Below are 24,540 nucleotides of genomic sequence, written 5' to 3'. Positions count from 1 at the left end.
TGAGTGCCATTATTGTCAATAAAATATATATTTTTAATGTTCTAATTGTCTAAACTCACTTTTACGCGTAAATATTTTATAATAAGATAAGAGACTTTTTAGTCGAATTGAATGAAGGAGTACTGTAAATGAAAAAATCACAAATTGTTACTTACTGGGATAAGCGAGCTGTCTCTTTTGGCGAAAATAAACAAGCAGAATTAGAGAGTCAACATGCATTAACCTGGATTGACGAAATCAATCAAATTGCCCCTATACATGGAGGAATGAAAATATTAGATATCGGTACTGGTGCTGGATTTTTAGCAATCTTATGCACTCAACACGGTGGAACAGTTACTGGTATAGATCTTTCACCAGAAATGATAGAACATGCTAAAGCAAATGCACAACACTTCAAACAAAATCTAGATTTTAGAATTATGGATGCTGAAAATCTAGACTTTGAAGATGAAACATTTGATATCGTTATCTCAAGAAACGTAACTTGGCTCCTACCAAATACAAGCGCTGCTTATAAAGAGTGGTTACGCGTATTAAAACCACAGGGTAAGTTGGTAAATATTGATGCTGATTATGGTAAAGATTCATTTGAATCCTATAAAGCGATCGGGTCAAATCATGCTCATGACACACTTGATAAGGACATGCTAGCAGAAAGCGAAGCTATTAAGCAGAGTATCCCAATTAATCATCACTCCCGACCACAATATGATATTCAAATACTTAAAGAATTAGGTTTTAATCATATACATCTTGATGAAGGAGTATATCACCGCATTTATAATAAAAAGGACGCTTTCTATAATCCAACGCCTATATTTTTAATATCTGTTACAAAATAGATGCGATTATTATTACGTATTTTTTATAATAGATAGAATTTTTATTATATTTTGTTATATAAGGTGCCTACAACTTGCGTTTCAGACAGTTTTTTATCATACTAATAATTGAATAAAGTAAAAGGAGTGGTAAGAATGAATAAAGAACAATTTGACAAAGTAAAAAATGGTAAAGGATTCATTGCAGCATTAGACCAAAGTGGTGGTAGTACACCTAAAGCGCTAAGTGACTATGGTGTTACTGAAGATCAATACAATAGTGAAGACGAAATGTTCAAACTCGTTCATGACATGCGTACACGTATTGTTTCATCACCTTCATTTAGTTCTGATAAAATTGTCGGTGCAATCCTTTTCGAACAAACAATGGATCGTGAAGTAGAAGGTAAACATACTGGTGACTACCTTGCAGATAAAGGTATCGTACCATTCTTAAAAATAGATAAAGGTTTAGATGAACAAAAAGATGGCGTTCAATTGATGAAACCAATGCCTGAATTAGACGATTTATTAAGCCGTGCAAACGAACATAAAATTTTCGGAACTAAAATGCGTTCTAATATCTTAGAACTTAATAAAGATGGTATTGATCTAGTAGTTAAACAACAATTTGAAGTAGCTAAGCAAATCATCGCTGCAGGTTTAGTACCTATAATTGAACCTGAAGTTAATATTAATGCTGAAAACAAAGAAGAAATCGAAGCTTACTTAACTGATTCTATATTAGAAGAATTAAATAAATTAAATGATGATCAATTAGTAATGCTCAAAGTAACTATCCCTACTAAAGCAGATCAATATCAATCACTTATTAATCATCCAAACGTTGTTCGTGTCGTTGCATTATCTGGTGGTTATAGTAGAGAACATGCAAATGAAGTACTTAAACAAAATAAAGACCTAATCGCAAGTTTCTCTCGTGCACTTATCAATGATTTAAATGTAAATCAATCAGATGAAGAGTTCGATAGAATCTTAGGCGAAACAGTTGAATCTATCTATGATGCTTCTGTTAATAAAAACTAAGTATTCTTTCCATAGTTTCGTATTACGTATCGCTATATAAATTAAATAATTAAGCTTTCTGAGGCTGGGACATTATATTTGTGTCCTAGCCTCAATTTTTATTCCACTAATACCAGACAATCATTGTATCAATTTCTAAATGGACTAGCCAATACTGAAAACTATCTATATACTAATATTAATTTATAAAATAACTTTATTTAAAAACAGGGAGCATACTTAATGAAAAATCATTTACATAGATGGATTATTGAAGCACTAAGTTTTATGGCACTTGGCTTATTTGGTTCATTGATAATTGGACTTATTTTAGAAACATTAGGCAGCCAAACTTTGATACCGCAACTCAATTTATCTTTTTTATCTGAAATAGGTAAGGTAGCTATGTCCGTAACAGGAGCCGCAATTGGCGTTGCTATAGCTTATGGCCTAGGTGCTAAACCTCTAGTTATTTTTTCTTGCGTTATCGTTGGGACGCTTGGTTATGACACATTTGGTGGTGGTGCTGTAGGTGCATATATCGCAACACTTATTGTCGTTGAATTAAGTAGACTTTATGCTAGTAAGACAAAAATAGATATCATCATCACGCCTTTACTTACCATTGTAATTGGTGGTGCAATAGCCAAACTATTTGGTCCAGCTTTGAATCAATTCATGACTGGCTTAGGTAAAGTGATTATCGTTGGAACAGAACAACAACCATTGATTATGGGCATAGTCGTGTCCGTTATATTTGGCCTAGCATTAACAGCACCTATTTCTAGCGCGGCCCTTGCTTTGATGCTTGATTTAAGTGGATTAGCTGCCGGAGCGGCCACTATTGGCTGTGCTTCCCAAATGGTGGGATTTGCAGTGAATAGTTATAAAGATAATGGATGGAGCGGCTTACTTTCGATTGGTATTGGAACGAGCATGTTACAAGTTCCAAATATTATTAAAAATCCAATGATTCTCTTGCCTCCAACGCTTGCAAGTGCAATTGTTGCCCCAATTATGACAACATTATTCCCGATGTCGAATAATCCTGCAGGTGCAGGCATGGGTACAAGTGGCTTCATAGGTCAAATTATGACGATTAATACGATGGGCGGTTCGATTCAAACTTGGTTACTGATAGCTATATTCCATATTTTGCTACCCTCATGTTTTAGCTTTATATTATATAAATTTTTCTTAAATAAACAGTGGATTAAACCAGGAGATCAACGTATCAATGTAGCTAGTTAAAGATGTGATATATTCGAAAGATTATAATTTTATATTGTTTATTAAGCGCTAATCCATTTACCATCAATACTTCATTTATGAACAGAAAAAGGTGACTCAATTTCTATCTCAGCTTAAACCAGCTTATAGAAATCGAGTCACCTTTTTTTATTCAATACTAATTAGATTGGTTCTCACCTTGTATCGGTACTTGTCGTCCTGTTGTCACTCTTCTCTTTTGAGTAAAATAAAGGACAAAGGCAACAAAGTACCACGCTAATACAATCAACCACTCTGCAGGCCAAGCGAGTGACGAAGGCATGCCAGGAAGATAAATACTTATAAATAAAATACTAAGCACAACTGCAATAATACCTACAACTCTACCATTTCTAATACGATATGGTCTTTCTAAATCAGGTTGTGTCTTACGTAATTTTAAAAATGAAATTGCTACTAATAAATAACCTAATACGACACCAACACCTCCAGCGTTAACAATCCACGAAAGTGCCGGTCTTCCTAATAATGGCGCCACAAATGCAAGTATACCTAAAAATAAAATACCGTGTGTTGGCGTTTTGAATTTAGGATGAATATAAGCAAACCATTGCGGAATCATTTTATTTTTAGCCATAGCATACAAAATTCTACTACCGCCTATAATAAATGCATTCCAACTGGTAATTATGCCGGCGACGCCACCTAGTACGAGTAAAACGCCAAATCCACTATGCCCAAAAAGGTTTACCATTGCATCAGCTGTAGCTAAACTACTAGTGCCAAGGGCTTTAGGAGATAATCCCGTTGCGACACCAAAAACAATAAGTAAATAAAAAATCACAGAGGCAATAATCGAAAAGATTAAAATACCACCTATTTTTTTAGAAGGTGCTTTTACCTCTTCAGCAATCTGTGGAATAACATCAAATCCAACAAATAGGAAAGGAATCATCATCAACACGGACATTGTTCCACCTACTCCATGTTCAAATGGTTTTAAGTTACTGAAATCACCATTAAATCCAGCACCAAAAACGAGTAGCAAACCGACTGAAACAATAAATATTGTAAAGACTGTCTGCATTATTGCCGCAGGTTTAACACCAAAGTAATTTAATGACGTTAAAACAATACTACCCACAGAACCAATTAACACCCACGTTAAGTATACGTCCCATCCGGCAATATTCCACATAAAGCCATGATGTTGAAAAGGAACAACATAATCGATTACTGTTGGTAAAGCCACCGCTTCAAATGTAATCACTGATACATAGCCAAATAATACTGACCACCCAGAAATAAAAGCAATACCCGGTGAAAATGCTTTTTTTACAAAGACAAATCCCCCACCAGTTTCTGGAATTGCAGAAGCAAGCTCTGCATATGTAAGACCAATTACAATTACTAAAAATCCTCCTATTAAAAAGGCAACAATACTTCCTACGAAACCTGCTGTTGATACCCATTCACCCGATAATACGACCCATCCCCATCCAAGCATGGCGCCGATCGCAAGAAATAAGACATCAACAATATTCATTGATTTATCAAACTGTGATTTTTGTGATTTCATTGAACATACCCCATTACATTCTTCAAATTAAAATAATAATATTGTAAGGCCAGCACAGTAATACAACTTAACTACTATGCTTATAGCCTTACCTTGATTTAATTATTATTCCTTAAATCTTCAACCCTTGTTTATATTTTAATTGACAGTACTCTATGCATGCATTCCTAAAGTTATTCTTGAATAGAAAGATATTTCGTTTCTAAATACGGTTCAATTCCTTCTATGCCACCTTCTCTACCATAACCGCTTTCTTTTAAACCACCAAACGGTGCATGGGCAGCAGATGGACCTCCATCGTTCCAACCAATAACACCATATTCTAATTCATTAAAGAGTTTCAGACCAGTACGATAGTCATTAGTAAAGAAATATGATGCTAAACCGAATTCTGTATCATTTGCTATTTGAATAACTTCATCTAAAGCTTCATATGTCATAACTGGCGCAACTGGTCCAAATGTTTCTTCATGCATGGCCTTCATATCCAAATTTGCGTTAGAAATAACTACTGGTTTCAAGAAATTTCCGCCCAACGATTGAATTTCTTCAATGCTACGCGATAATGCTCCACCTTTCTCTTGCGCATCAGTTATATGCGTTAATACTTTCTTAACAGCTTGTGCATCGATAAGTGGTCCTACTTTGACATCACTTTCTAAACCATTACCTACAGTCAGTGCATGCACTTTTTCTACTAATTTCTCTGTATAGGTCTCTGCGATATCTTGATGTACATAAATTCTATTGGCACATATACAAGTTTGACCTGCATTTCTAAATTTAGAAGCAATTGTTCCATCCACAGCTGCGTCAACATCTGCATCTTTATGCACAATTAACGGTGCAAGTCCACCTAGTTCCATTGTTACATTCTTAACTTGTTGTGCAGATTGCTCTATCAATGTTTTACCCACTGCAGTTGATCCAGTAAATGTCACTTTACTGATAAGTTCATGTTCAGTAAATAAATCACCTGCGTCTTTACCAGATGCAATAATATAAGAAATCGCATCTTTAGGGAATCCAGCTTCATGGGCAAGTTCTACTAATTTAATTGTAGTTAATGGCGTTTTTACTGCTGGTTTACAAATAATGGTACAACCGGCTGCTAAGGCTGGTGCCATTTTTCGCGTAATCATAGCTGCCGGGAAATTCCACGGTGTAATTGCACCGACAACGCCTACTGGAAATTTATCTATAATAATTTTTTTAGACGAAGCGTTAGCCGGAATTGTGCGACCATAAACACGTTTTGCTTCTTCTGCATACCACTTCACATAAGAATTAGCATAAGTAACTTCACCTTTTGCTTCAGCAAGTGGTTTACCACCCTCTAATGTGATGAGACGTGCTAGTTCATCTTGATGTTCATCTATAAGTTCTGCCCATTTCAATAATTTAGCAGAACGTTCGTGAGCGTCTACTTTTTTCCATTGTTGAAATGCTTTATGTGCGCGTTCCACCTGTGCTTGAATATCTTCGTTACTTGTATAATCTAAGCGTTCAATGACTTCATTTGTAGCTGGATTAAATACTTCTAATTTTGTCATATTAAGGTCTCCTTTTTATTGATCAATTATAAAATGCTTATAATTACCATACCCTATATCAAAAAAGCATAAAGTGTAGATGTTTATGCGATACCTTCTTTAGAAATTACACTCTCAAACACATCTGTTAAAATTCGTAATCCTTCATTCAACTCATCATCTGTTATAACTAAAGGTGGTAAGAATCGAATAACATTACCTTTAATACCTGCAGATAGCAATAACAAGCCTTTTTCATTGGCTAATTGTACAAGTTTACCTGTTAATGCTTTATCAGGTTCACCAGTTTCAGCATCAACCACTTCAAAAGCAACCATTGCACCTAATCGACGTATACTTGAGATTTGATTATATTTTTCACTCAATGATGTTAGATATGTTTCTAAGTTATAACCTAGTTGTTCTGCTTTACCATTTAAATCTTCTGTCTCTATAATTTCAATAACTTTAAGCGCAGCCTCACAAGCTAATGGATTTCCAGCATAAGTACCACCTAATTCTCCTGGTGCAGCACTATCAATGATTTCTGCTTTACCAACTACACCACTTAACGGAAAGCCGGCAGCTAATGATTTTGAGACTGTGATTAAATCTGGTTCAATATCAAAATGTTCTATAGCAAAAGTCTTGCCCGTTCTGGCAAAACCGCTTTGAATTTCATCAGCTACAAAGACAATACCATTATCTTCACAAATTTGTTTGACTGCTTTTACAAATTTAGAATCTGGGATAATGAACCCACCTTCACCTTGAACAGGTTCCATAACGATACAAGCCACATCACTTGGATCTACTGTTTCGATAAAGAAATCATGTAATTTATTGATAATCTGATCTGTATAAGCTTCATTTGATAATTCTTCAGATTTTTCAGAAATATTTGGGTAAGGCGCTTGATAAACTTCTGGTGCAAACGGACCGAAACCTAATTTGTAGGGCTTCACTTTACTTGTCATTGACATAGTTAAATTTGTTCTACCATGAAATCCTCTTACAAATGAAACGACCGCTTGTCTGCCAGTATATTTTCTTGCAATCTTCACAGCATTTTCTACGGCTTCAGCTCCAGAATTCAACAATATTGATTTTTTCTCAAAATTACCTGGCGTAATTTCTGTTAATTTTTGTGCTAAGTTAAGATAGCTTTCATACATAATGACATTGAATCCTGGATGTATAAATTTATCTAATTGTGTTTTTAAATGTTTCGTAATTTCAGGATGCGTATGCCCCACATTTAATGTTCCAATCGCACCGGCAAAATCAATAAACACATTGCCTTCGACATCTTTAATAGTTGCACTTTGCGCTTCATCAGCAACATGTAAATTTCCGTTTCCTACTCCACGAGCTACATATTTTTCACGTTGTTCTTTATAATAATTAAATTTATCTGACATTATGAAACCTCCTATGACTTAATACAAACATTATTTCATTTATTGTCTAAAAATTTAAAATATTATTGGTATTATGTAAAGTACCAGATTAGCTATTTATATGGTACCAGATGTAGCATTAATTACTTTTTTTAAGCGTTGAACTGCATCAGGTATTTGCTGTTGCTCAATTTTAGAGAAACCAATAATCAATATCTTACGTTCACTATTATTTTGAAGTGCTGTCACATTGAAGCGATTTATCGTATATAGTTCTAATTTATACTCTTTAGCGCGTGACTCAATTTCTTCATAAGAGTATGGTGAAACAACTTCAATAATAAAATGTAACCCTGCTTGCGTATCTTTAATATCAATATTTTCACCAAATATCATTTCTAATTGTTCAATTAGAAATGCCCTCTTTTTGCCGTATATCTGATGCATTTTTTTTAGATGTTTTTCATAGTAGCCATCTTTAATCAGTAAATTCAATGTTAATGCATTTAATATTGAAAAATCTGGAATTGCGCTTTGATTTTGTGCTTCAAATTTTCCAACTAATTTTGTCGGTAATATCATATAACTAATACGTAACGCTGGCATTAATGTTTTAGAAAATGTGCCTAAGTATATTACACGTTCATTTTTATCAAAACTAAATAGAGATGGGATATTATCTGTTTCATATTTGAATTCACTATCGTAATCATCTTCGATAATATAGCTTTGTGTTTTACTTGCCCAATTCAATAAACTTATACGTCTAGATACAGGCATAATTGTCCCCATCGGAAATTGGTGTGAAGGGGTTACAATGATAGCATCAGGTTGAGCATTTTTAATGCCTTCTATAGAAATGCCTTTGTTATCTAATGAAATGGGAGCCATTTGCGTATGTGTTTGCTTTAATATATCCCTAAATCTAGAATAACCTGGATTTTCAACAGCTATCCTCACATTTTCAGACATCAGCTGTATCAATTTCATCAATAATGTATTGGTCCCTGAACCAATAATTATTTGTTCTGGATGACATTGGACACCTCTTTGATAAGAAACAAGTTTAGCAATAGATTGTCTTAGTTCTATAGGACCCTTTACATTAGGGATTGATGATAAATAATGATCATAGTCTTGAAAAACACGTTTGGTTAATTTTGTCCATATGTCTATTGGAAATTCAGATATATCAGTACTCATATGAGAAAATGAATAATCATAATTTATTTCTGCAGCACTTTCATATGAAGTGCGTAAATTTTGTGCATCTGGGTTAATGATTAATTTATCTAATGGCTCTACAAAATAGCCTTTCCGTTCTTCAGTGTAGATGTAACCTTCTGCTAGTAATTGTTCATATGCAGCTTTAACACTATTCACACTTACATTCATATGTTTTGCCATAGTTCTTTTAGAAGGTAATTTTTCATGACTTTCATATTTAGAAGCTAGCATATCAGACTTCAAATGATTATATAATTGTCTATAAATATATTGGTTTGTATCACGCTGCATAGGTACACCTCTCTATTATTCAATAAATAAATTATTATTAGCATTAACTATAGTAATTCATGATTTTATAAATTATATCATATAAAAAAGCAACGGTTATCCTTCTGATAACCGTTGCCTTAGTAGTATTTATTAAATTATAGGTAAGGGCTTATTCTTTAAAGTATTTCGATGTGAAATTACATATTAATGCGACGTATTTTGGCGAGACTCTTGAGGGAACAGGACAAACTGAAGACTACAGGCTGAAGATGTCCCCTAAGAAAGCGAGCCAACAATACGAAGTATTGAACAAAAAGAAGCACTCAGATGAATTGAATTAAATCATCTGAGTGCTATTTTTCTAAGATTCATGGCCTAATTTCTTCTCTACGTTCTAAGCCAACAGTTATCCTTCTGATAACCGTTGTCTTAAATTGTATTCATTATATCTTTCAGGTCACAATAATTCTCATTTATAATATAGGCGAAGCTAATTTTGCAATAGCTTGTTTAAATTTAATCCAATTAGAACGTTGATTATAACGCTCTTCTGTTAATTCTTGTGATACTTTCAAATCTTCAAAGAAAGCGTCTTTAAGTTTTTTAGTGATACGTTCATCATACATAAATGCATTTATTTCAAAGTTTAATTCAAAACTTCGAATATCCATGTTAGCTGAACCTACACTCGCAACTTCATCATCGATAAGCATCATCTTAGAATGAATGAATCCATTTTCATATGTGTAAACTTTAACACCATCCCGTATAAGCTGAGCCACACTTGAAATTGTAGCCCAATATACAAAAATATGATCCGGTTTGCAAGGTATAATCAAACGTACATCCACACCTGATTTAGCCGCAATACGCAAAGCATTAATATAACCTTTATCTGGAATAAAGTACGGACTATGCATATAAATAGATTTCTCAGCTTTCATAATCATCTTCATGTAACCAAATTCAATTTGATGCCAATTATCACTTGGTGCACTGAGTGCTAATTGCATGGATACATCGCCGCCTTGATCCGCATTTTCCGGGAAATATTTTTCATTATAATCTAATTGTTCACGCTTAGCTTGCGAGTTCCAATCATGAATAAAGCTTAGTTGTAATGCATCTACGCCATCACCTCTAACTCTTAAATGCGTATCTCTCCAATAACCAAATTTTTCATTTAATCCTAAATATTCATCTCCAATATTAAAGCCGCCGACATAACCAGTCATACCATCAATGACAACAATTTTACGATGGTTTCTATTATTCACTCTAAAGTTGATTAAAGGAATTTTGGCTTGAAAGAAAGCTTCAACTTGACCGCCCGCTTCTTGAAATGATTTAAATTTTGATTTGTGAACAGATTTTGAACCTACTGCATCATATAATAGCTTAACTTCTAACCCTTCTCTTGCTTTTTCTTCTAAAATATTAACAATTTCAGTGCCCAAACCATCTAACTCTAAAACATAATATTCCATATGAATATAAGACTTAGCACTACGCAAGTCTTGTTTCATTTGCGCAAATAAGTCATGACCATCAGTATAAATATCAACATTATTATCATTACTTAAGAATGACGGTTCTTTTGTTAATAACGTGGTTGCAATATCTTTATGCTTTCTTACAATTGGATTTTCAGAATCACTAATTTTATTTGTAGATGTTTTCAATTGAGCTTCTACACGTTTCATACCATCCTCTATTTGATTATGCGCAAAACCTCGCTCACGTTTCTTACGCACACCTCTACCAAAGAATATATAAATAAAGAAGCCTAATATAGGCATAACAAAGAGTAGGAACAACCATGCCCAAGTTGCTGTAGCATCTCTTCTATCTCTATCTAAAAATACAATTAGCAATGCTAATATAATATTTACTACAAAGAAAAATGCTAAAACACCTCGATAGATTGGACTTACATTTGGATCAAAAATTAACTGCATAAACTCACCTCATTGTACTTTCGTTTATCGAAAGATTTATAAAACTATCAAAAAATTTACTACTTAAATTAAATGTTAAACATGTATAATACTAAAAATACAATGCTTATTAAAGCCAATTATATTGTAAAATCCCTAATTTTACCATTCTCTTTAACCTATTTTTATAACATGGTTTATGCTATTTCTGAAGCGTTTCTTCAATAGTACGATTACGACCGGCTTGGGAACCAAATAGCGTGATAATACATGCAGTTATTAACAAAATAGACAGTGAAGCCAACCATTCACCAGTAATGTCATGTAAAATTCCAAATAGTAATGGACCAATTGCAGCAAATAAATAACCGATAGATTGGGCCATACCTGACAATTTAGCAGCGGTTTGACTATGCTCTGTTCTCAAACTAAAGAAAGTGTTAACTAAACCGAATGCAATACCACCAGCCATACCAATAAGAATTGTCGATATAATTGCTAAATTGGGAATAAATATCATGATTACAACACCAGCTATAAAACATAGACCAGTAATAAAGGTCAATAAAAATTGGGATTTCATTTTTGTAGCAAAAATAGGCGTAATAAATGTAAATGGAATAATTGAAACTTGAAGTACTGATAGATAGGCGCCCGCTTCACTGATTGACATGCCACTTTGCGCAAGATATGCTGGCATCCAGTTTATAAGTGAGTAAAAGATAAGCGACTGTCCCCCCATTAATACAGTAATTTGCCATGATAACGGAGATTTCCACACATTAATACTTTCTCGAGGTATGGCAGTCGTCACCTCTTGCTTACCTTTTAATTGGAATGACCATAAGATAATTGTCAAAAGTGTCACTATACCAATAACGCTTATTGCAATATTATAGTTAAAGGCTTTCACTAATGGCGCTGTTCCATATGAAGATAGCCCCCCAAAGACGTTCATAACAACGGTGTAATACCCAGTCATAATACCAATATGTAGTGGGAACTTTGCTTTGATAACTGCTGGTGCGAGTACATTGCCAAACCCAATACCAATACCAATCAACACAGTCCCAATGTACAACCATGAAATACCTGTAACTGATCTGACAACAATACCTATTAATATTAACCATAAAGCTAGGAAGATTGTTTTCTCAAGTCCGAACCTATTACTCGTTCTGGCAGCAAATAATGAAATTACAGCAAAGGCTAATAAAGGTACTACCGTAACCACACTAACAGCACTATTGGATAACGCTAAATCTGCTTTTATATCAGGCAATGCCACACCTATAGAAGTTATAGGTGCTCGTAAATTTGCCCCAACTAATAAAATACCTATAAATAATAACCAATTAAATGGTTTTATTTTTCTATAATTTTCCATACTTTACCACCTTGATGGATTATTTTAAAATCAATACACTATATGGTACGATATGTACGTTATATTGTAAATAGGAGCGATGCATTTGTATAATATTCAGAATATAGTAGCCAAAAACATTGCTGACCATCGGAAGAAGCATCAACTCAGCTTAGAGAAAGTTGCAAATGTAACTGGTGTCAGCAAAAATATGCTAAGTCAAATTGAAAAAGGAAATTCCAATCCTACCATTACAACTCTTTGGAAAATTGCCAACGGACTTCATCTATCTTTATCGCAATTAACATCATTAAATAACGATGAAGTAGACTTTATCGATGAGTCTGACATCATTCCAATCATTGACGATAAAGTCTCTATCTATCCATATTTTCCATATGATGATAATAAGAAATTTGAAATGTTTAAAATGGTAATAGAGCCAGATGGAAAAATGAATTCAGCGCCACACCATGTTGGTTCTGAAGAATATATCATTGTAAACGAGGGTGTGCTTGAAATAGAAGTTGATTCTACAATATATACAATTAACCATCATCAAGCCTTTCGTTTTAACAGTGATGTACCACACTGTTATCGAAATCGTGGAAACGTAACTGCTGTTTTCACCTCTACTATGTATTATCAATAATCAATTATAAAGTCACTATGCTAGGAAACTACTTTATAAAACCACTTCCAAAAGTCCCACTGTCAAAATATTGAACAAGTGGGACTTTTTCTATGTCTATTAATTCATATATTCCTCATATTTAATTGCAAATTCTTACAACTGTTCTACCACTTATCAATTTCGCTTAACAAAATACAGCATCATGTTATTTTGATCATTTAAATTTAAAAAATTATGTAACATTGACACATTTAGAAATGTCGTATATATTGTACATGTAACATATATTTGACACAAAAGGTGGCGATATATTCACCATGAATAAAGTTAAGCATTATCGAAACGCCAAGCATATGTCTCAACTTACACTTTCAAGAACAGTTGAAGTATCAAGGCAAACAATCAATATGATTGAAAATAATAAATATAATCCATCATTAAATTTATGTATTAATATAGCGAAAGCTTTAGATGTTACACTCAACGATTTATTTTGGGAGGAGCATTCAAATGAATAGAAAAAATAAGTGGTTATATCAAAATTTTACCGGTTTAATGAGCAATCCAGATGAATACCAACAGTATGAAATAGATAAAACTCTAGCCAAACATAGTATTATCGGATTATATGTACTTATCGCACTCGTTTATTTATCTATTTTCTTCGACATTGAACGTGAGTTTTTATCTCCGTTCACTATTGGCGGCGCATTATTACTTATCATTTTAGGTTGTAGAATGTCTATGAGTAAATTTAGTGCTGATCCATTAGAAATAGAGGTGAAAGATCGAGAAGTTTACCATAAATTGCTACGAGAAACCCGTAATAAAAGGGTCATTTTCTTAATCATCGCAATAACCTATATGCTATTGACTACAGTAGTAATTGCGCCAATCCTTGCAGGTAATAGTTTAAACTTTTCTATATTAACAAAGTTTAGCACCTATATACCTTTAATTCTCATCATAATATTTACGGTTACTAAGGATTCTCGGATAAAGTTGCTAGATGAAAGGAGTAAACATGATGAATAATGACAAAATTCTACGTTTAATTCCTAATTTTAGATTTACAGACGAATATGAACGTCAACAACTATTACATGATTATGCTAGGTTTTCTCCATGGATTTTTTATGGTGGGCTCATTGTCAGTGCGTCAGACTTTTTTATAACTAGCTATCTAAATCGCCTACCTTTATTAGGTTCAATAACTTTCATATTAGTATTAATCTATTCAATCATTTTAGTTGGTTCACTTCGTAAGAAAAAAGTGGACACTTTAGAGGTACATACCGAGGCGCAATATAAGACACAATTAAAAAAATTACATAAAAGTAGCATATTATTCGCAACTATAATGTTTATCATATTCAATCTAAGTAATTATTGGATACCATACATTACAGGTTCGAATTTACCACAGAGTTCAGATATCTTGAAATATCTATTTATTAATTTAATCATTGCTATTATATCAGGTCTTATTATCTATGGATTTGCTAAAATGAAGCTCATTAAAACTTATAAAGATAATGACTAGTTAACTCTTAATTACTATCACTACAAACTCATTTGTACCATTAAATAGATAGCACTGATTATAAGTAATGCCCACGTTCATTTAAGTAAACGTGGGCATTTATATCAATTTATTTATGATGATTTAGTGTAACTTAAGTCCCATCCAATATCATATTTATCAATGAGTTTGGCATACTTAGCTCCCCAAAACATGTCATCAAGCTCCATTTGTACTTCGCCGTCTGCCTTTAATTGGTTATAAGCACGTGTTAATGCTTCCTCACTATCAAACTCAAGTACAATATAAACATTACGATCTTGAAGCATAGAGTTATCATCTTTAGGAATATCGGACAACATAAACAACTGTCCATCTACTTCTAATTGGCTATGAATAATACGCTCAGGGTCATCAGCAACTTTTTCATTTGCTTCACCATACGTCATTACACCTTTAATTGTACCTTCTAATATTTCACTGTAAAATTGTAAGGCTTCTCTGCATGTGCCATTAAAAAACAAATACGGTGATACTGTTTTTAGCATTGTGACACTCCCTTTTAAATTTTATATCACTTTAACCCTACCCACCTTGTAACAACACTACTCACTATTCCAGTGAAATTAATACATCTTTCAGTCTTAAATTTTACTATTAAAATATATTGCAGTCATATAACTGTGAAATAAGACTAACTTATAAAAACTTTTCTATATAAAACGCTGATTCTTCAATTGATTTGTATTCTGTGTTAATAACTGTTGCGCTTAATTTTTCAAAAATCTCTTCAGCATATATTAATTCTTCTCTGATTCTTTCAATACTATTATAGTTTGTTGGGCCGTGTAGCCCCAACACTTTCACACGTTCATTACGTATGTTCAAAATATAATTAGGGCTTGCAGTTAAACCAAATACTTTTAAATCCTTATGCCTAAAAACTTCATCAGGTATATCAACTTCTGGTACCAGCGGTATATTTGCAATTTTGTAACCTTTATTCGCTAAATACATACTAAGTGGTGTCTTTGATGTTCTTGAAACACCAACAATGAGTGCATCGGCTTCCCCTATGTCAGTAAAATGCTTACCATCATCATATTTAACAGAGTATTCCATAGCTTCTATTCTTCTAAAATAATTTTCATCTAATTTACGTAAGGCTCCGCTTTCTAAAATAGGCGAACAATTTGTGCGTTGCTGAATAATGCCAATTAAGTCAGACATATAATCAACATATGGAATATCCGCTTCTTTTGCATATTGCTGACCAACCATATTAAATTCAGGATTCACTAATGTTGTTATTACAACTGCAGCACGTGCTTTAGCACTTTTCAATATATTAATAAGTTCTTCTTCACTTTTTATAAATGGAAATTTTTTTATTTCAATTTGTGATACATCAGGAAATTGAGTTAGTGTTGCATGTACCATGCGTTGCGCTGTTTCACCGATAGAATCTGAAATAACATATAATCTGAGTTGTGGTTCTACCAAGTCATTAAACACGTAATCGACCACCTTTAACCTCACTTTGTGCAGTCGATAACAATGCACCTGGAACTCTAAATGGTGAACATGAAACATAGTCAATATCAATTTGATTAAAGTAATGGATTGATTTATCGTCTCCACCTAACTCACCACAAACACCTATTTTAATCATAGGGTTAACAGCTTTAGCTTGTTGTGTAGCCATTTTAACAAGTTGTCCAACACCATCTTGATCTAATGTTTGGAATGGGTCATTTTCTAAAATACCTTGTTCTGAATATGAACCAATAAATTTACCAGCATCATCTCTAGAGAACCCGAAAGTTAATTGCGTTAAATCATTAGTACCAAAGCTAAAGAAATCACATACTTTCGCTAATTCACCGGCGATTAGGCAAGCCCTTGGTGTTTCAATCATTGTTCCAATTAAGTATTGAATTGTTTCTCCTGCCTCTTGTTGCAATTGTTCTATCTTTTCAACAATTTGAGCTTTTAAAATTGTAAACTCTGCTACTGTAGAAACTAAAGGAATCATGATTTCTGGTTGAGACTCAATACCTTGTGCTTTTAAGCGTAATGCACTTTTCACTATAGCTTCAGCTTGCATAACATACAATTCTGGATACGTAATAGCAAGGCGACAGCCTCTATGCCCCAACATTGGATTTACTTCGTCTAAACTCTCAATGTATTGTTCCAATTCTCTTGCAGACACATTCAACTGTTGAGCTACATTGTTTTTTTCTTCTAGCGAACTTGGTAAAAATTCGTGAAGTGGTGGATCTAACAATCTAATAATCGTCGGTCTTTGACCAGACAACTTTAATATTTCTTCAAAATCAGTCATTTGATATTGCTGAATTTTATTTAGTGCATTAATTCTTTTCTCTTGTGTATCTGATAAGATAAAGCGGCGCATTTCAATCAGGCGTTCAGGACCAAAGAACATGTGCTCTGTACGGACAAGACCTATGCCTTTAGCATTAAACTGGTAACCAGTTTGAATATCTTGAGGTGTTTCCGCATTCATTCTAACTTGTAATCTCGCTACATCTTCTGACCATGCCATAAACTGCTCAAACGCTTCACTGCGCTCTGCTTTCATCGTCGACACTTCGCCGTAATAAATATCACCTTTTGCGCCATCTACTGAAATAACATCACCTTCGTGTAACGTACCTTCTGAATAATTAACTACTTTATCTACGACATTAATTTCTATATCAGAACATCCTGTAACGCAACATTTCCCCATACCACGTGCTACAACGGCTGCATGCGAAGTCATACCACCATGTGTGGTAACGATTGCTTCACTTGCGATCATTCCTTCAATATCTTCTGGAGATGTTTCTGGTCTCATTAAGATAACTTTATTACCTTTCTCTGCTTGTTCTTTCGCACTTTCTGCTGAAAATACAATCTTACCACTCGCTGCTCCTGGACTTGCTGGCAAACCAATTTTAGAAATTGTAGTTGCTTGTTTAAGTGATTCCTCATCAAAATTAGGATGCAATAACTGATCAATAGATTTTACTTCGACATTCATTACTGCTTCTTCTTTACTTATAACGCCCTCTTCAACCAAATCTACTGCAATGTATATGGCTGCATTAGCAGTACGCTTACCATTTCTTGTTTGCAGTAAATATAGCTGTCCATTTTCAATCGTAAACTCAATATCTTGCATATCTTTATAGTGAGTTTCAAGACGTTTAGAAACCTCTACAAACTGTTGATGTACCTGTGGCATTTGTTCCCTCAATGACTCGATATCTTTAGGTGTACGAATACCTGCAACAACATCTTCACCTTGTGCATTTAACAAATACTCTCCAAATAGCTTAGACTCTCCTGTAACTGGATTGCGTGTAAACGCGACTCCTGTCCCACTATTTTCTCCACTATTGCCAAATACCATTTCTTGAATATTTACAGCAGTTCCAATATCATGTGGTATTTCATTCAATTCACGATATATACGAGCACGGTCGTTATCCCATGATTTAAACACTGCTTCAATAGCTTCAGTTAATTGATCAATAGGCGTTTGTGGAAATGGCTTATAAACTTCTTCAATATATACTTCTTTAAAATGTTCGCAAATTACTTGTAGTCCTTCAGCTGGAATATCAGCATCATTTTGATAACCATGCTTTATTTTATATTGATTGAAATATGTATCAAATGATGCCATTGGAATACCATATACGACTTCGCCAAACATTTGTAATAGACGGCGATAACAATCATAAGCAAAACGAGCATCCTCAGTCTTTTCAGCTAGCTTTTTAACATTATCATCATTTAAACCTAAATTTAAAATTGTGTCCATCATTCCTGGCATAGAAATTTTAGCTCCACTTCTTACTGAAACTAATAATAAAGACGTGTCTGAAGAAAATGATTTTTGTGTACGTTCATAAAAAGCAGTTAGTTGTGAATTTAATTGATCTATGAGTATATCAGATAGCTGAGATCCATGCTCTAAATATTTGATACAAGCTTCCGTTGTTAATGTAAAACCATCGGGCACTGGTAAACCCAAGCGTTTCATTTCTGCTAAATTAGCACCCTTGCCTCCTAATAAATCTTTCATAGATTTTTGCCCTTCATCAAATGCATAAATATATTTCGTCATACTGAATCACCTCAAATAGTTATTATGTTATACTAATTGTAATTGAGTATGTCACATTAGATTGAAAATGACAACTAAAATATAAAAATTTGTTCATATTAATTTCTTTTTTCACCTTAATCTCTTGATATATCATAATTTTGTGCATAAAAAGCCCAAGCAACATTGATTTGTTGCTTGGGACTTTTAACATCACCAGTTCATTGCCATTTTTATATAACATGATTAAAGGACTTAATATATTACTAAGTATATTTTTCAAATGAGAACATTTAAGTCATATAACTATAATTTTGTGTGGCTAAAATTAAAAATAGATGCATTTACACTAGCTTTTTTCTATTTCAAAGTACTATTTGATTTAAACTGGTTCTTATATTTTTGTGGACTTTAAAAGTAGGTGAAATAGAGACATCGCATTTTCTAATTAAGATATACTAAATAAATTGGAGTACGAAAATTACTAAAAATGGCAGATTACAGCATAAACGTTGTATTGCGCTAAAGTAGGTGACTATTTAAAATATAATCGTTTGTCAAAGTTACATACAGAGGATTTATCATACTAGCATCTCATAGTTAATCTAGTATGATAAGTTACAACAACATTCGTGCATTGTTAAAGTTAATTCGTTTTGGCTTTTTCATGTAGTGTAATATATTTTAATCAAATCATCACAATAATTCATTCAAAACTTTATAAGTATTTTATACACATTATGACCACGTCCCTTCATTCCATGGTACATCAATAACAAGTTGATGTGAGTTATCACTTAATAACTCAATAATGGCACCATTACTATTTAAGAATTTCAAATTGAAAACAAAACGTTTTGTATCTATAAAGATTTTTATTATAGAATTTATAGAATTATTTAGTAATAACTTAAATTAATTATATTGTTGGTCGTGTAATTTGTAAAGTCTTTTTTGATACTTTTCTAAAAAACGCGACTACTACATTTTATGATATTTCTACATTGTGATATTGCTACTATTATCGATTTACTAAACAAAAGCAATATATCAACTAAACTACGAATAGTTAACACCATAAAGCTATTTGTAGTTTAATCGCATCTGAATATTTCTTTGGATTCAATCCTGTACGTGTTTCACATTTTTCCAATCGGTAAAGTAACGTATTACGATGAATAAAGAGATATTTTGCAGTTTTAGCAATATTCAAATCATTTTTGAAGAAACTTTCTAAAGTTTCTATACTTTGTGAATCTAGATTACTCAAAATTCTTTGCTTATATCTTTCTCTTATTTCACTCTCTATTTGATAAAGCAACGTTTTCTCTTCTACATCTTCAAATGACATCAATGTTTGGGTTTGGTCATTCAACATAAATACAAGATCACACTCTTCATAAGCCTTTTTGAAATCATTCAAACTTGAAAAAAGTAAACTCGAAGCCATTCTTACTTCTAACTTCAATGATTTAAAAGCTTGATAAATTCTCACTATCTTTTCTTCCAAAGCTTTTTGCGATTCATCAGAAGCCAGTATAACGATACGATTATGATTAGTAAAAGCTAATGTAAAAGTCGTTTGGTCAATTTTACTAGTTAATGTACGAACGATGCTATTTCTTGAAAATATTTGATTCTCTAGATTAATAATAATACATTTTCTATAAGTTAATAAATTTGTGTTAATTTGTTTCGTTAAATATTGTATAAACGAATTAGAGGGATTGCTTTTTAACAGTTCTTCAATGAATAATTCTTGGCTACGTATATGTCCTTCTAGTTCATATGTAAAGTAATTTTGATATAACAATAATTCGGTCGACATTTTTACTAAATCTGCTACGTACAATAATGCTTTGGGATCACCTGTAATACCAATTACACCGACAATTTCTTCTTGAAATATAATGGGTAAATTAATACCCGGTTGTGTCCCCTGAAGTTTCTCACAATCTTCTTCAGTTAATATAACCATTTGCTCGCACGCTAATACTTTACGCGCACCTTCATGTATACTACCAATCCTGCTTTTATCAAATGATGCTATAATCTTACCGTTAAAATTCATTATGTTAATATTACTTTTTGTTCTTTTTGCAGTTTCTTCTACAATAAGTGTTGCTACTTCCTCTGTTAATATTTCCATTTTTTCACCACTCTATCACTTTTATACAAATTTAAAGGTATATTATTGTATAGTTTAACCCTATTTTCAATAAAATAAAATCTATATAATAGAATAATATATATCAGAAAGCGTTTACAAGGAGGTCGTTTAAATTGAAAATTGTCTTAGCGCCTGATTCATTCAAGGGTAGTATGACGGCTACCGAGGTCACATCCTATATGTCCCAAAGCATTACCGAAACTTACCCTCATGCCGAGGTTCATGCTTTGCCTGTTGGTGACGGTGGTGAAGGAACCATGGAAGCACTAGTAAATGCAACCAACGGCAAATTTGAAACTGTTTCTGTTACTGGACCATTAGGTAATCAAGTTACTGCTCGATACGGTGTGTTGGATGATAATAAAACTTGTGTTATCGAAATGGCAGAAGCATCAGGCTTAAAACATGTACCAGAAGCAAAACTAAACCCAATGATTACAACAACATACGGCACCGGAGAGTTAATACAAGATGCACTAAACAAAGGTTATGAGAAATTCATTCTAGCAATCGGTGGCTCAGCAACAAATGATGCCGGCGCTGGTATGTTACAGGCATTAGGTGCGAGATTAATCAATAAAAACCTTAATGATATAACTTTTGGTGGTGCTACATTAAAAGCTATCCATCACATCGATTTAAAAAACTTCGACGATCGAATTCAACATTGTAACTTTGTAATTGCAACAGACGTTAAAAATCCATTAATTGGACAAGATGGCGCATCACATGTCTTTGGAAAGCAAAAAGGAGCATCATCTTCAGAAATAACATTATTAGAGCAAAACCTTACACATTGGGCAAACATTGTCGAATCCACACAACATATACGTCTACATGAATTAGCTGGTGCTGGGGCCGCTGGTGGTCTAGGAGGTGCTTTCAAAGCATTTTTCCCTAGTGAATTTAATGATGGTATTCAAGTTGTTATAAACCTTATACATCTCGAAAATTATTTAGAGGATGCAGATTTAGTAATTACTGGGGAAGGTAAAATTGATTTCCAAACTTTTTATGGTAAAACGCCAATAGGTATTGCCAAATGCGCCCAAAAGTTCAATGTACCTGTCATCTTTATCGGGGGAACTGTCGATGTAGACATTGATATGTTAAATGATTTTGGTGTAGTAAGTGCTTTTAGTTTAACCGATGGACCTATGTCACTTGCACATACGATTGCTAATTCGGAAAAATTAATAAAGAAAGCAACTAAGAATATCGTAAAAACATTTTTCCATAATTAATAAAATATTTAAGGGGATGTTAGTTATGAGAATCAAAGATACGATTGAAAAAATACCAGGGGGATTGATGGTTGTGCCTTTACTTTTGGGTGCTACGATTAATACGATTGACCAACTACATTTAAATTTTATAATGAATTTATTAAAGCAACTCGGTGCGCCAAAAACTGAGCAGGGGCATTATGAAATGTTGCAAATTGGTGGATTCTCACAGGAACTATTTAAAGATAGTGCGTTAGTATTAATTGCACTTTTTATATTTTGTGTTGGAAGCCAAATGAATTTGAAAATCGGGGGGAAGGCATTAAAAAAAGGTTTCTTATTAACATCTACTAAATACTTTTCAGGGTTAGGAGTTGGTTTATTACTCGGCGCCATTTTTGACCCGTGGACAGGATTATTTGGGTTATCTACAATTGCAATCATTGCTGCAATGACAAATAGTAATAGTGGTATGTATGCTGCATTAACGAGTGCATATGGAAATCGTTCAGATATTGGCGGACTATCTATATTAGCAATTAATGATGGACCTTTACTCACCCTAATTTCACTAGGGTTTATTGGCACTACTTTTCCAGTCATATCGTTCATATCAGTACTGCTTCCGTTAGGTATTGGTATGCTATTAGGTAACTTAGATCCTAAAATTTCAGAATTTCTACGCCCAGGAGAAACAATCCTAATTCCGTTCTTCGCTTTCTCATTAGGTGCTGGTATGAATTTAGCTGAATTCTTTAATTTCTCTGTATTATCAGGTGGACTAACTTTAGCTTTACTAACATTTATATGTACCGCTATTACTGGTATTGCTGCATTTAAATTATTTAAAGAAAAAAGTGTTATCGCTCCAATTTCTGAAGCTTCCACTGCTGGGAACGCTGTATCTACTCCAGCTGCAGTAGTTGCGGCTGCTTCTACTGCCCTAGCAAACGGTAATTTAACTCAAAGTGAGTATGCAATGATAGAAAAAATAGCGCCTGTGGCAACGGCTCAAATATCAATATCTGCTATTACTACAGCTATTTTATGCCCAATAGCAGTTATAATGGTTGATAAATACCAGAAAAACAAGGGTATATATGGAAGAAAAGAATATTTCAAACGCACAAACGAACCATTGTTCAAACTAAAACAAGTAAATAAACTACGCTTTTATGAAAGCGCTTTAAACAAAAAGGAGGAGTAAGTTTTGAAAACTACTATGCTATATGGTAAATCCAACGTTGAAATTGATTTACCAGACCACAGTGTCTTAATTGAACCTCAAGACTTAACTGCACTTGAAGATGATATCGGTGCAATTCAAAAAGCTTTACGCCACCCTATTGGTACTAAACCTTTGAGTGAAATGGTCCAAGCTAATCAAACTGTAGCTATTGTGATCAGTGATATCACGAGACCAACGCCTAACCATATATTGGTGCCTTTACTTATAAAGACATTGTCCCATTTACCATTGGAGAATTTTGTAATTATAAATGGTACCGGCACACATCGTGACCAAACTCGAGAAGAGCTTGTTCAAATGTTAGGTGAAGACATCGTTAATAGCATCAAAATTGTTCATAATCATTGTAATGATAAAACAACCTTGAGCAAAGTTGGACATAGCAAATATGGATGTGATGTATACCTGAATAAATCATATGTTGAAGCCGATTTCAAAATCGTTACTGGCTTTATAGAACCGCATTTCTTTGCTGGATTTTCAGGTGGTCCTAAAGGGATCATGCCAGGAATTGCAGGTATCGAAACAATTATGACCTTCCATAATGCGAAAATGATTGGTGATATTCGCTCCACTTGGGGTAACATGACAGATAATCCGGTTCAAGATATGACCCGAGAAATTAATGCCATGTGCAAGCCAGACTTTATGCTCAATGTAACATTAAACAAAGAGAAAGCCATTACTGAGGTCTTTGCTGGAGAATTATTTGAAGCACATGATAAAGGATGCGCTTACGCTAAGAAACATGCCATGTTCAAATGTGATGAACCTTTTGATGTTGTAATAGCTTCTAACTCCGGATATCCTTTGGATCAAAACTTATATCAAACCGTTAAAGGGATGAGCGCTGCACACAAGGTTGTTAAAGAAGGTGGCAGTATTATCATGTTATCAGAATGTAGTGATGGATATCCAAATCACGGTAACTATGCTGAAATTCTTAAAATGGCTGATAGCCCGCAAGCACTCGTCGACATGATTAACGACCCAGACTTTGCTATGTTGGATCAATGGCAAGTTCAAAAACAAGCCGTTATCCAAACATTTGCAGATGTCTATTTATACTCTAAACTCACTGATCAGCAGACTAAAGATGCTATGCTACATCCAGTTACTGAAATTAATGACACACTAAAAATGCTTGAAGACAAATATGGAAAAGACATGACGATTGGCGTTATGCCGTTAGGACCACTAACCATTCCATACGTTGAATCATAAA

20 protein-coding genes are annotated in these 24,540 nt (G+C 33.6%); 10 read left to right on the top strand and 10 right to left on the bottom strand.

Annotation, left to right across the window (positions count from 1 at the left end; all coding sequences use genetic code 11):
* The first annotated feature begins 128 nt into the window (after positions 1-128).
* The 3 genes from ACM591_RS02350 (at position 129) to ACM591_RS02340 (ending at position 3,101) form a co-directional block, all read left to right on the top strand.
* Entirely contained in the window at positions 129-845 is a 717-nt protein-coding gene (locus tag ACM591_RS02350) for a class I SAM-dependent methyltransferase (protein WP_029378080.1), read from the top strand.
* Positions 846-980: 135 nt separating this feature from the next.
* Positions 981-1,871, top strand: coding sequence for a fructose bisphosphate aldolase (locus ACM591_RS02345; protein ID WP_029378079.1), 891 nt, complete (start codon positions 981-983; stop codon positions 1,869-1,871).
* Positions 1,872-2,093: 222 nt separating this feature from the next.
* Positions 2,094-3,101 (top strand): PTS transporter subunit IIC, encoded by a 1,008-nt coding sequence (locus ACM591_RS02340; RefSeq protein WP_081225190.1) that lies wholly within the window; start codon positions 2,094-2,096, stop codon positions 3,099-3,101.
* Between the two features lie 157 nt (positions 3,102-3,258).
* Here the strand turns inward: ACM591_RS02340 and ACM591_RS02335 are convergent, their stop codons facing one another.
* The 6 genes from ACM591_RS02335 to ACM591_RS02310 form a co-directional block, all read right to left on the bottom strand.
* On the bottom strand, positions 3,259-4,659 hold the full coding sequence (locus tag ACM591_RS02335; RefSeq protein WP_326026693.1) for an APC family permease: 1,401 nt from the start codon (positions 4,657-4,659) through the stop codon (positions 3,259-3,261).
* 173 nt (positions 4,660-4,832) lie between these two features.
* On the bottom strand, positions 4,833-6,212 hold the full coding sequence (locus ACM591_RS02330) for an NAD-dependent succinate-semialdehyde dehydrogenase (protein ID WP_135059173.1): 1,380 nt from the start codon (positions 6,210-6,212) through the stop codon (positions 4,833-4,835).
* Positions 6,213-6,295: 83 nt separating this feature from the next.
* Positions 6,296-7,612, bottom strand: coding sequence for a 4-aminobutyrate--2-oxoglutarate transaminase (gene gabT, locus ACM591_RS02325; protein WP_038679219.1), 1,317 nt, complete (start codon positions 7,610-7,612; stop codon positions 6,296-6,298).
* Positions 7,613-7,708: 96 nt separating this feature from the next.
* On the bottom strand, positions 7,709-9,109 hold the full coding sequence (locus ACM591_RS02320; protein WP_038679220.1) for a PLP-dependent aminotransferase family protein: 1,401 nt from the start codon (positions 9,107-9,109) through the stop codon (positions 7,709-7,711).
* Between the two features lie 455 nt (positions 9,110-9,564).
* The gene (cls, locus tag ACM591_RS02315) at positions 9,565-11,049 is read right to left on the bottom strand and encodes a cardiolipin synthase (protein WP_029378073.1); all 1,485 of its coding nucleotides are present in this window, start codon (positions 11,047-11,049) and stop codon (positions 9,565-9,567) included.
* A gap of 181 nt (positions 11,050-11,230) precedes the next feature.
* Positions 11,231-12,415 (bottom strand): CynX/NimT family MFS transporter, encoded by a 1,185-nt coding sequence (locus tag ACM591_RS02310; RefSeq protein WP_029378072.1) that lies wholly within the window; start codon positions 12,413-12,415, stop codon positions 11,231-11,233.
* An 85-nt stretch (positions 12,416-12,500) separates the two neighbouring features.
* Here ACM591_RS02310 and ACM591_RS02305 point away from each other — a divergent pair, with 85 nt between their 5' ends.
* The 4 genes from ACM591_RS02305 (at position 12,501) to ACM591_RS02290 (ending at position 14,571) form a co-directional block, all read left to right on the top strand.
* Positions 12,501-13,046 (top strand): helix-turn-helix domain-containing protein, encoded by a 546-nt coding sequence (locus ACM591_RS02305; RefSeq protein WP_029378071.1) that lies wholly within the window; start codon positions 12,501-12,503, stop codon positions 13,044-13,046.
* 299 nt (positions 13,047-13,345) lie between these two features.
* Positions 13,346-13,546 carry a helix-turn-helix transcriptional regulator gene (locus tag ACM591_RS02300; RefSeq protein ID WP_029378070.1) on the top strand — a complete coding sequence of 67 codons (201 nt, stop codon included), beginning with the start codon at positions 13,346-13,348 and terminating at the stop codon, positions 13,544-13,546.
* The gene (locus tag ACM591_RS02295) at positions 13,539-14,063 is read left to right on the top strand and encodes a hypothetical protein (protein WP_029378069.1); all 525 of its coding nucleotides are present in this window, start codon (positions 13,539-13,541) and stop codon (positions 14,061-14,063) included. The genes ACM591_RS02300 and ACM591_RS02295 overlap by 8 nt, the downstream gene beginning before the upstream one ends.
* Entirely contained in the window at positions 14,056-14,571 is a 516-nt protein-coding gene (locus tag ACM591_RS02290) for a hypothetical protein (protein ID WP_029378068.1), read from the top strand. Before ACM591_RS02295 ends, ACM591_RS02290 begins: the two co-directional genes overlap by 8 nt.
* Positions 14,572-14,684: 113 nt before the next feature.
* Here ACM591_RS02290 and ACM591_RS02285 read toward each other — a convergent pair whose 3' ends face one another.
* The 4 genes from ACM591_RS02285 to ACM591_RS02270 form a co-directional block, all read right to left on the bottom strand.
* The gene (locus tag ACM591_RS02285) at positions 14,685-15,098 is read right to left on the bottom strand and encodes a VOC family protein (protein ID WP_029378067.1); all 414 of its coding nucleotides are present in this window, start codon (positions 15,096-15,098) and stop codon (positions 14,685-14,687) included.
* Between the two features lie 151 nt (positions 15,099-15,249).
* Positions 15,250-16,065 carry a pyruvate, water dikinase regulatory protein gene (locus tag ACM591_RS02280; protein ID WP_029378066.1) on the bottom strand — a complete coding sequence of 272 codons (816 nt, stop codon included), beginning with the start codon at positions 16,063-16,065 and terminating at the stop codon, positions 15,250-15,252.
* Positions 16,058-18,691, bottom strand: a complete 2,634-nt coding sequence (ppdK, locus tag ACM591_RS02275; protein ID WP_326026695.1) for a pyruvate, phosphate dikinase — start codon at positions 18,689-18,691, stop codon at positions 16,058-16,060. Before ppdK ends, ACM591_RS02280 begins: the two co-directional genes overlap by 8 nt.
* Before the next feature lie 1,048 nt (positions 18,692-19,739).
* Positions 19,740-20,819, bottom strand: a complete 1,080-nt coding sequence (locus ACM591_RS02270) for a CdaR family transcriptional regulator (RefSeq protein ID WP_058625923.1) — start codon at positions 20,817-20,819, stop codon at positions 19,740-19,742.
* A gap of 134 nt (positions 20,820-20,953) precedes the next feature.
* Between ACM591_RS02270 and ACM591_RS02265 the strand changes: the two genes are divergently transcribed.
* The 3 genes from ACM591_RS02265 to larA are packed head-to-tail and all read left to right on the top strand — an operon-like array spanning position 20,954 to position 24,539.
* Positions 20,954-22,084 carry a glycerate kinase gene (locus tag ACM591_RS02265; RefSeq protein ID WP_326026696.1) on the top strand — a complete coding sequence of 377 codons (1,131 nt, stop codon included), beginning with the start codon at positions 20,954-20,956 and terminating at the stop codon, positions 22,082-22,084.
* 25 nt (positions 22,085-22,109) lie between these two features.
* Positions 22,110-23,273 (top strand): 2-keto-3-deoxygluconate permease, encoded by a 1,164-nt coding sequence (locus ACM591_RS02260; protein WP_029378062.1) that lies wholly within the window; start codon positions 22,110-22,112, stop codon positions 23,271-23,273.
* Between the two features lie 3 nt (positions 23,274-23,276).
* On the top strand, positions 23,277-24,539 hold the full coding sequence (gene larA / locus ACM591_RS02255; protein WP_029378061.1) for a nickel-dependent lactate racemase: 1,263 nt from the start codon (positions 23,277-23,279) through the stop codon (positions 24,537-24,539).
* Position 24,540 lies beyond the last annotated feature (1 nt).

It is taken from the genome of Staphylococcus sp. Ze2, from assembly GCF_048568365.1.
In the GTDB taxonomy this organism is placed as follows: domain Bacteria; phylum Bacillota; class Bacilli; order Staphylococcales; family Staphylococcaceae; genus Staphylococcus; species Staphylococcus xylosus.
Note: the sequence above shows the minus strand (reverse complement) of the source record. Positions and strands in the feature narration are given on the sequence as shown.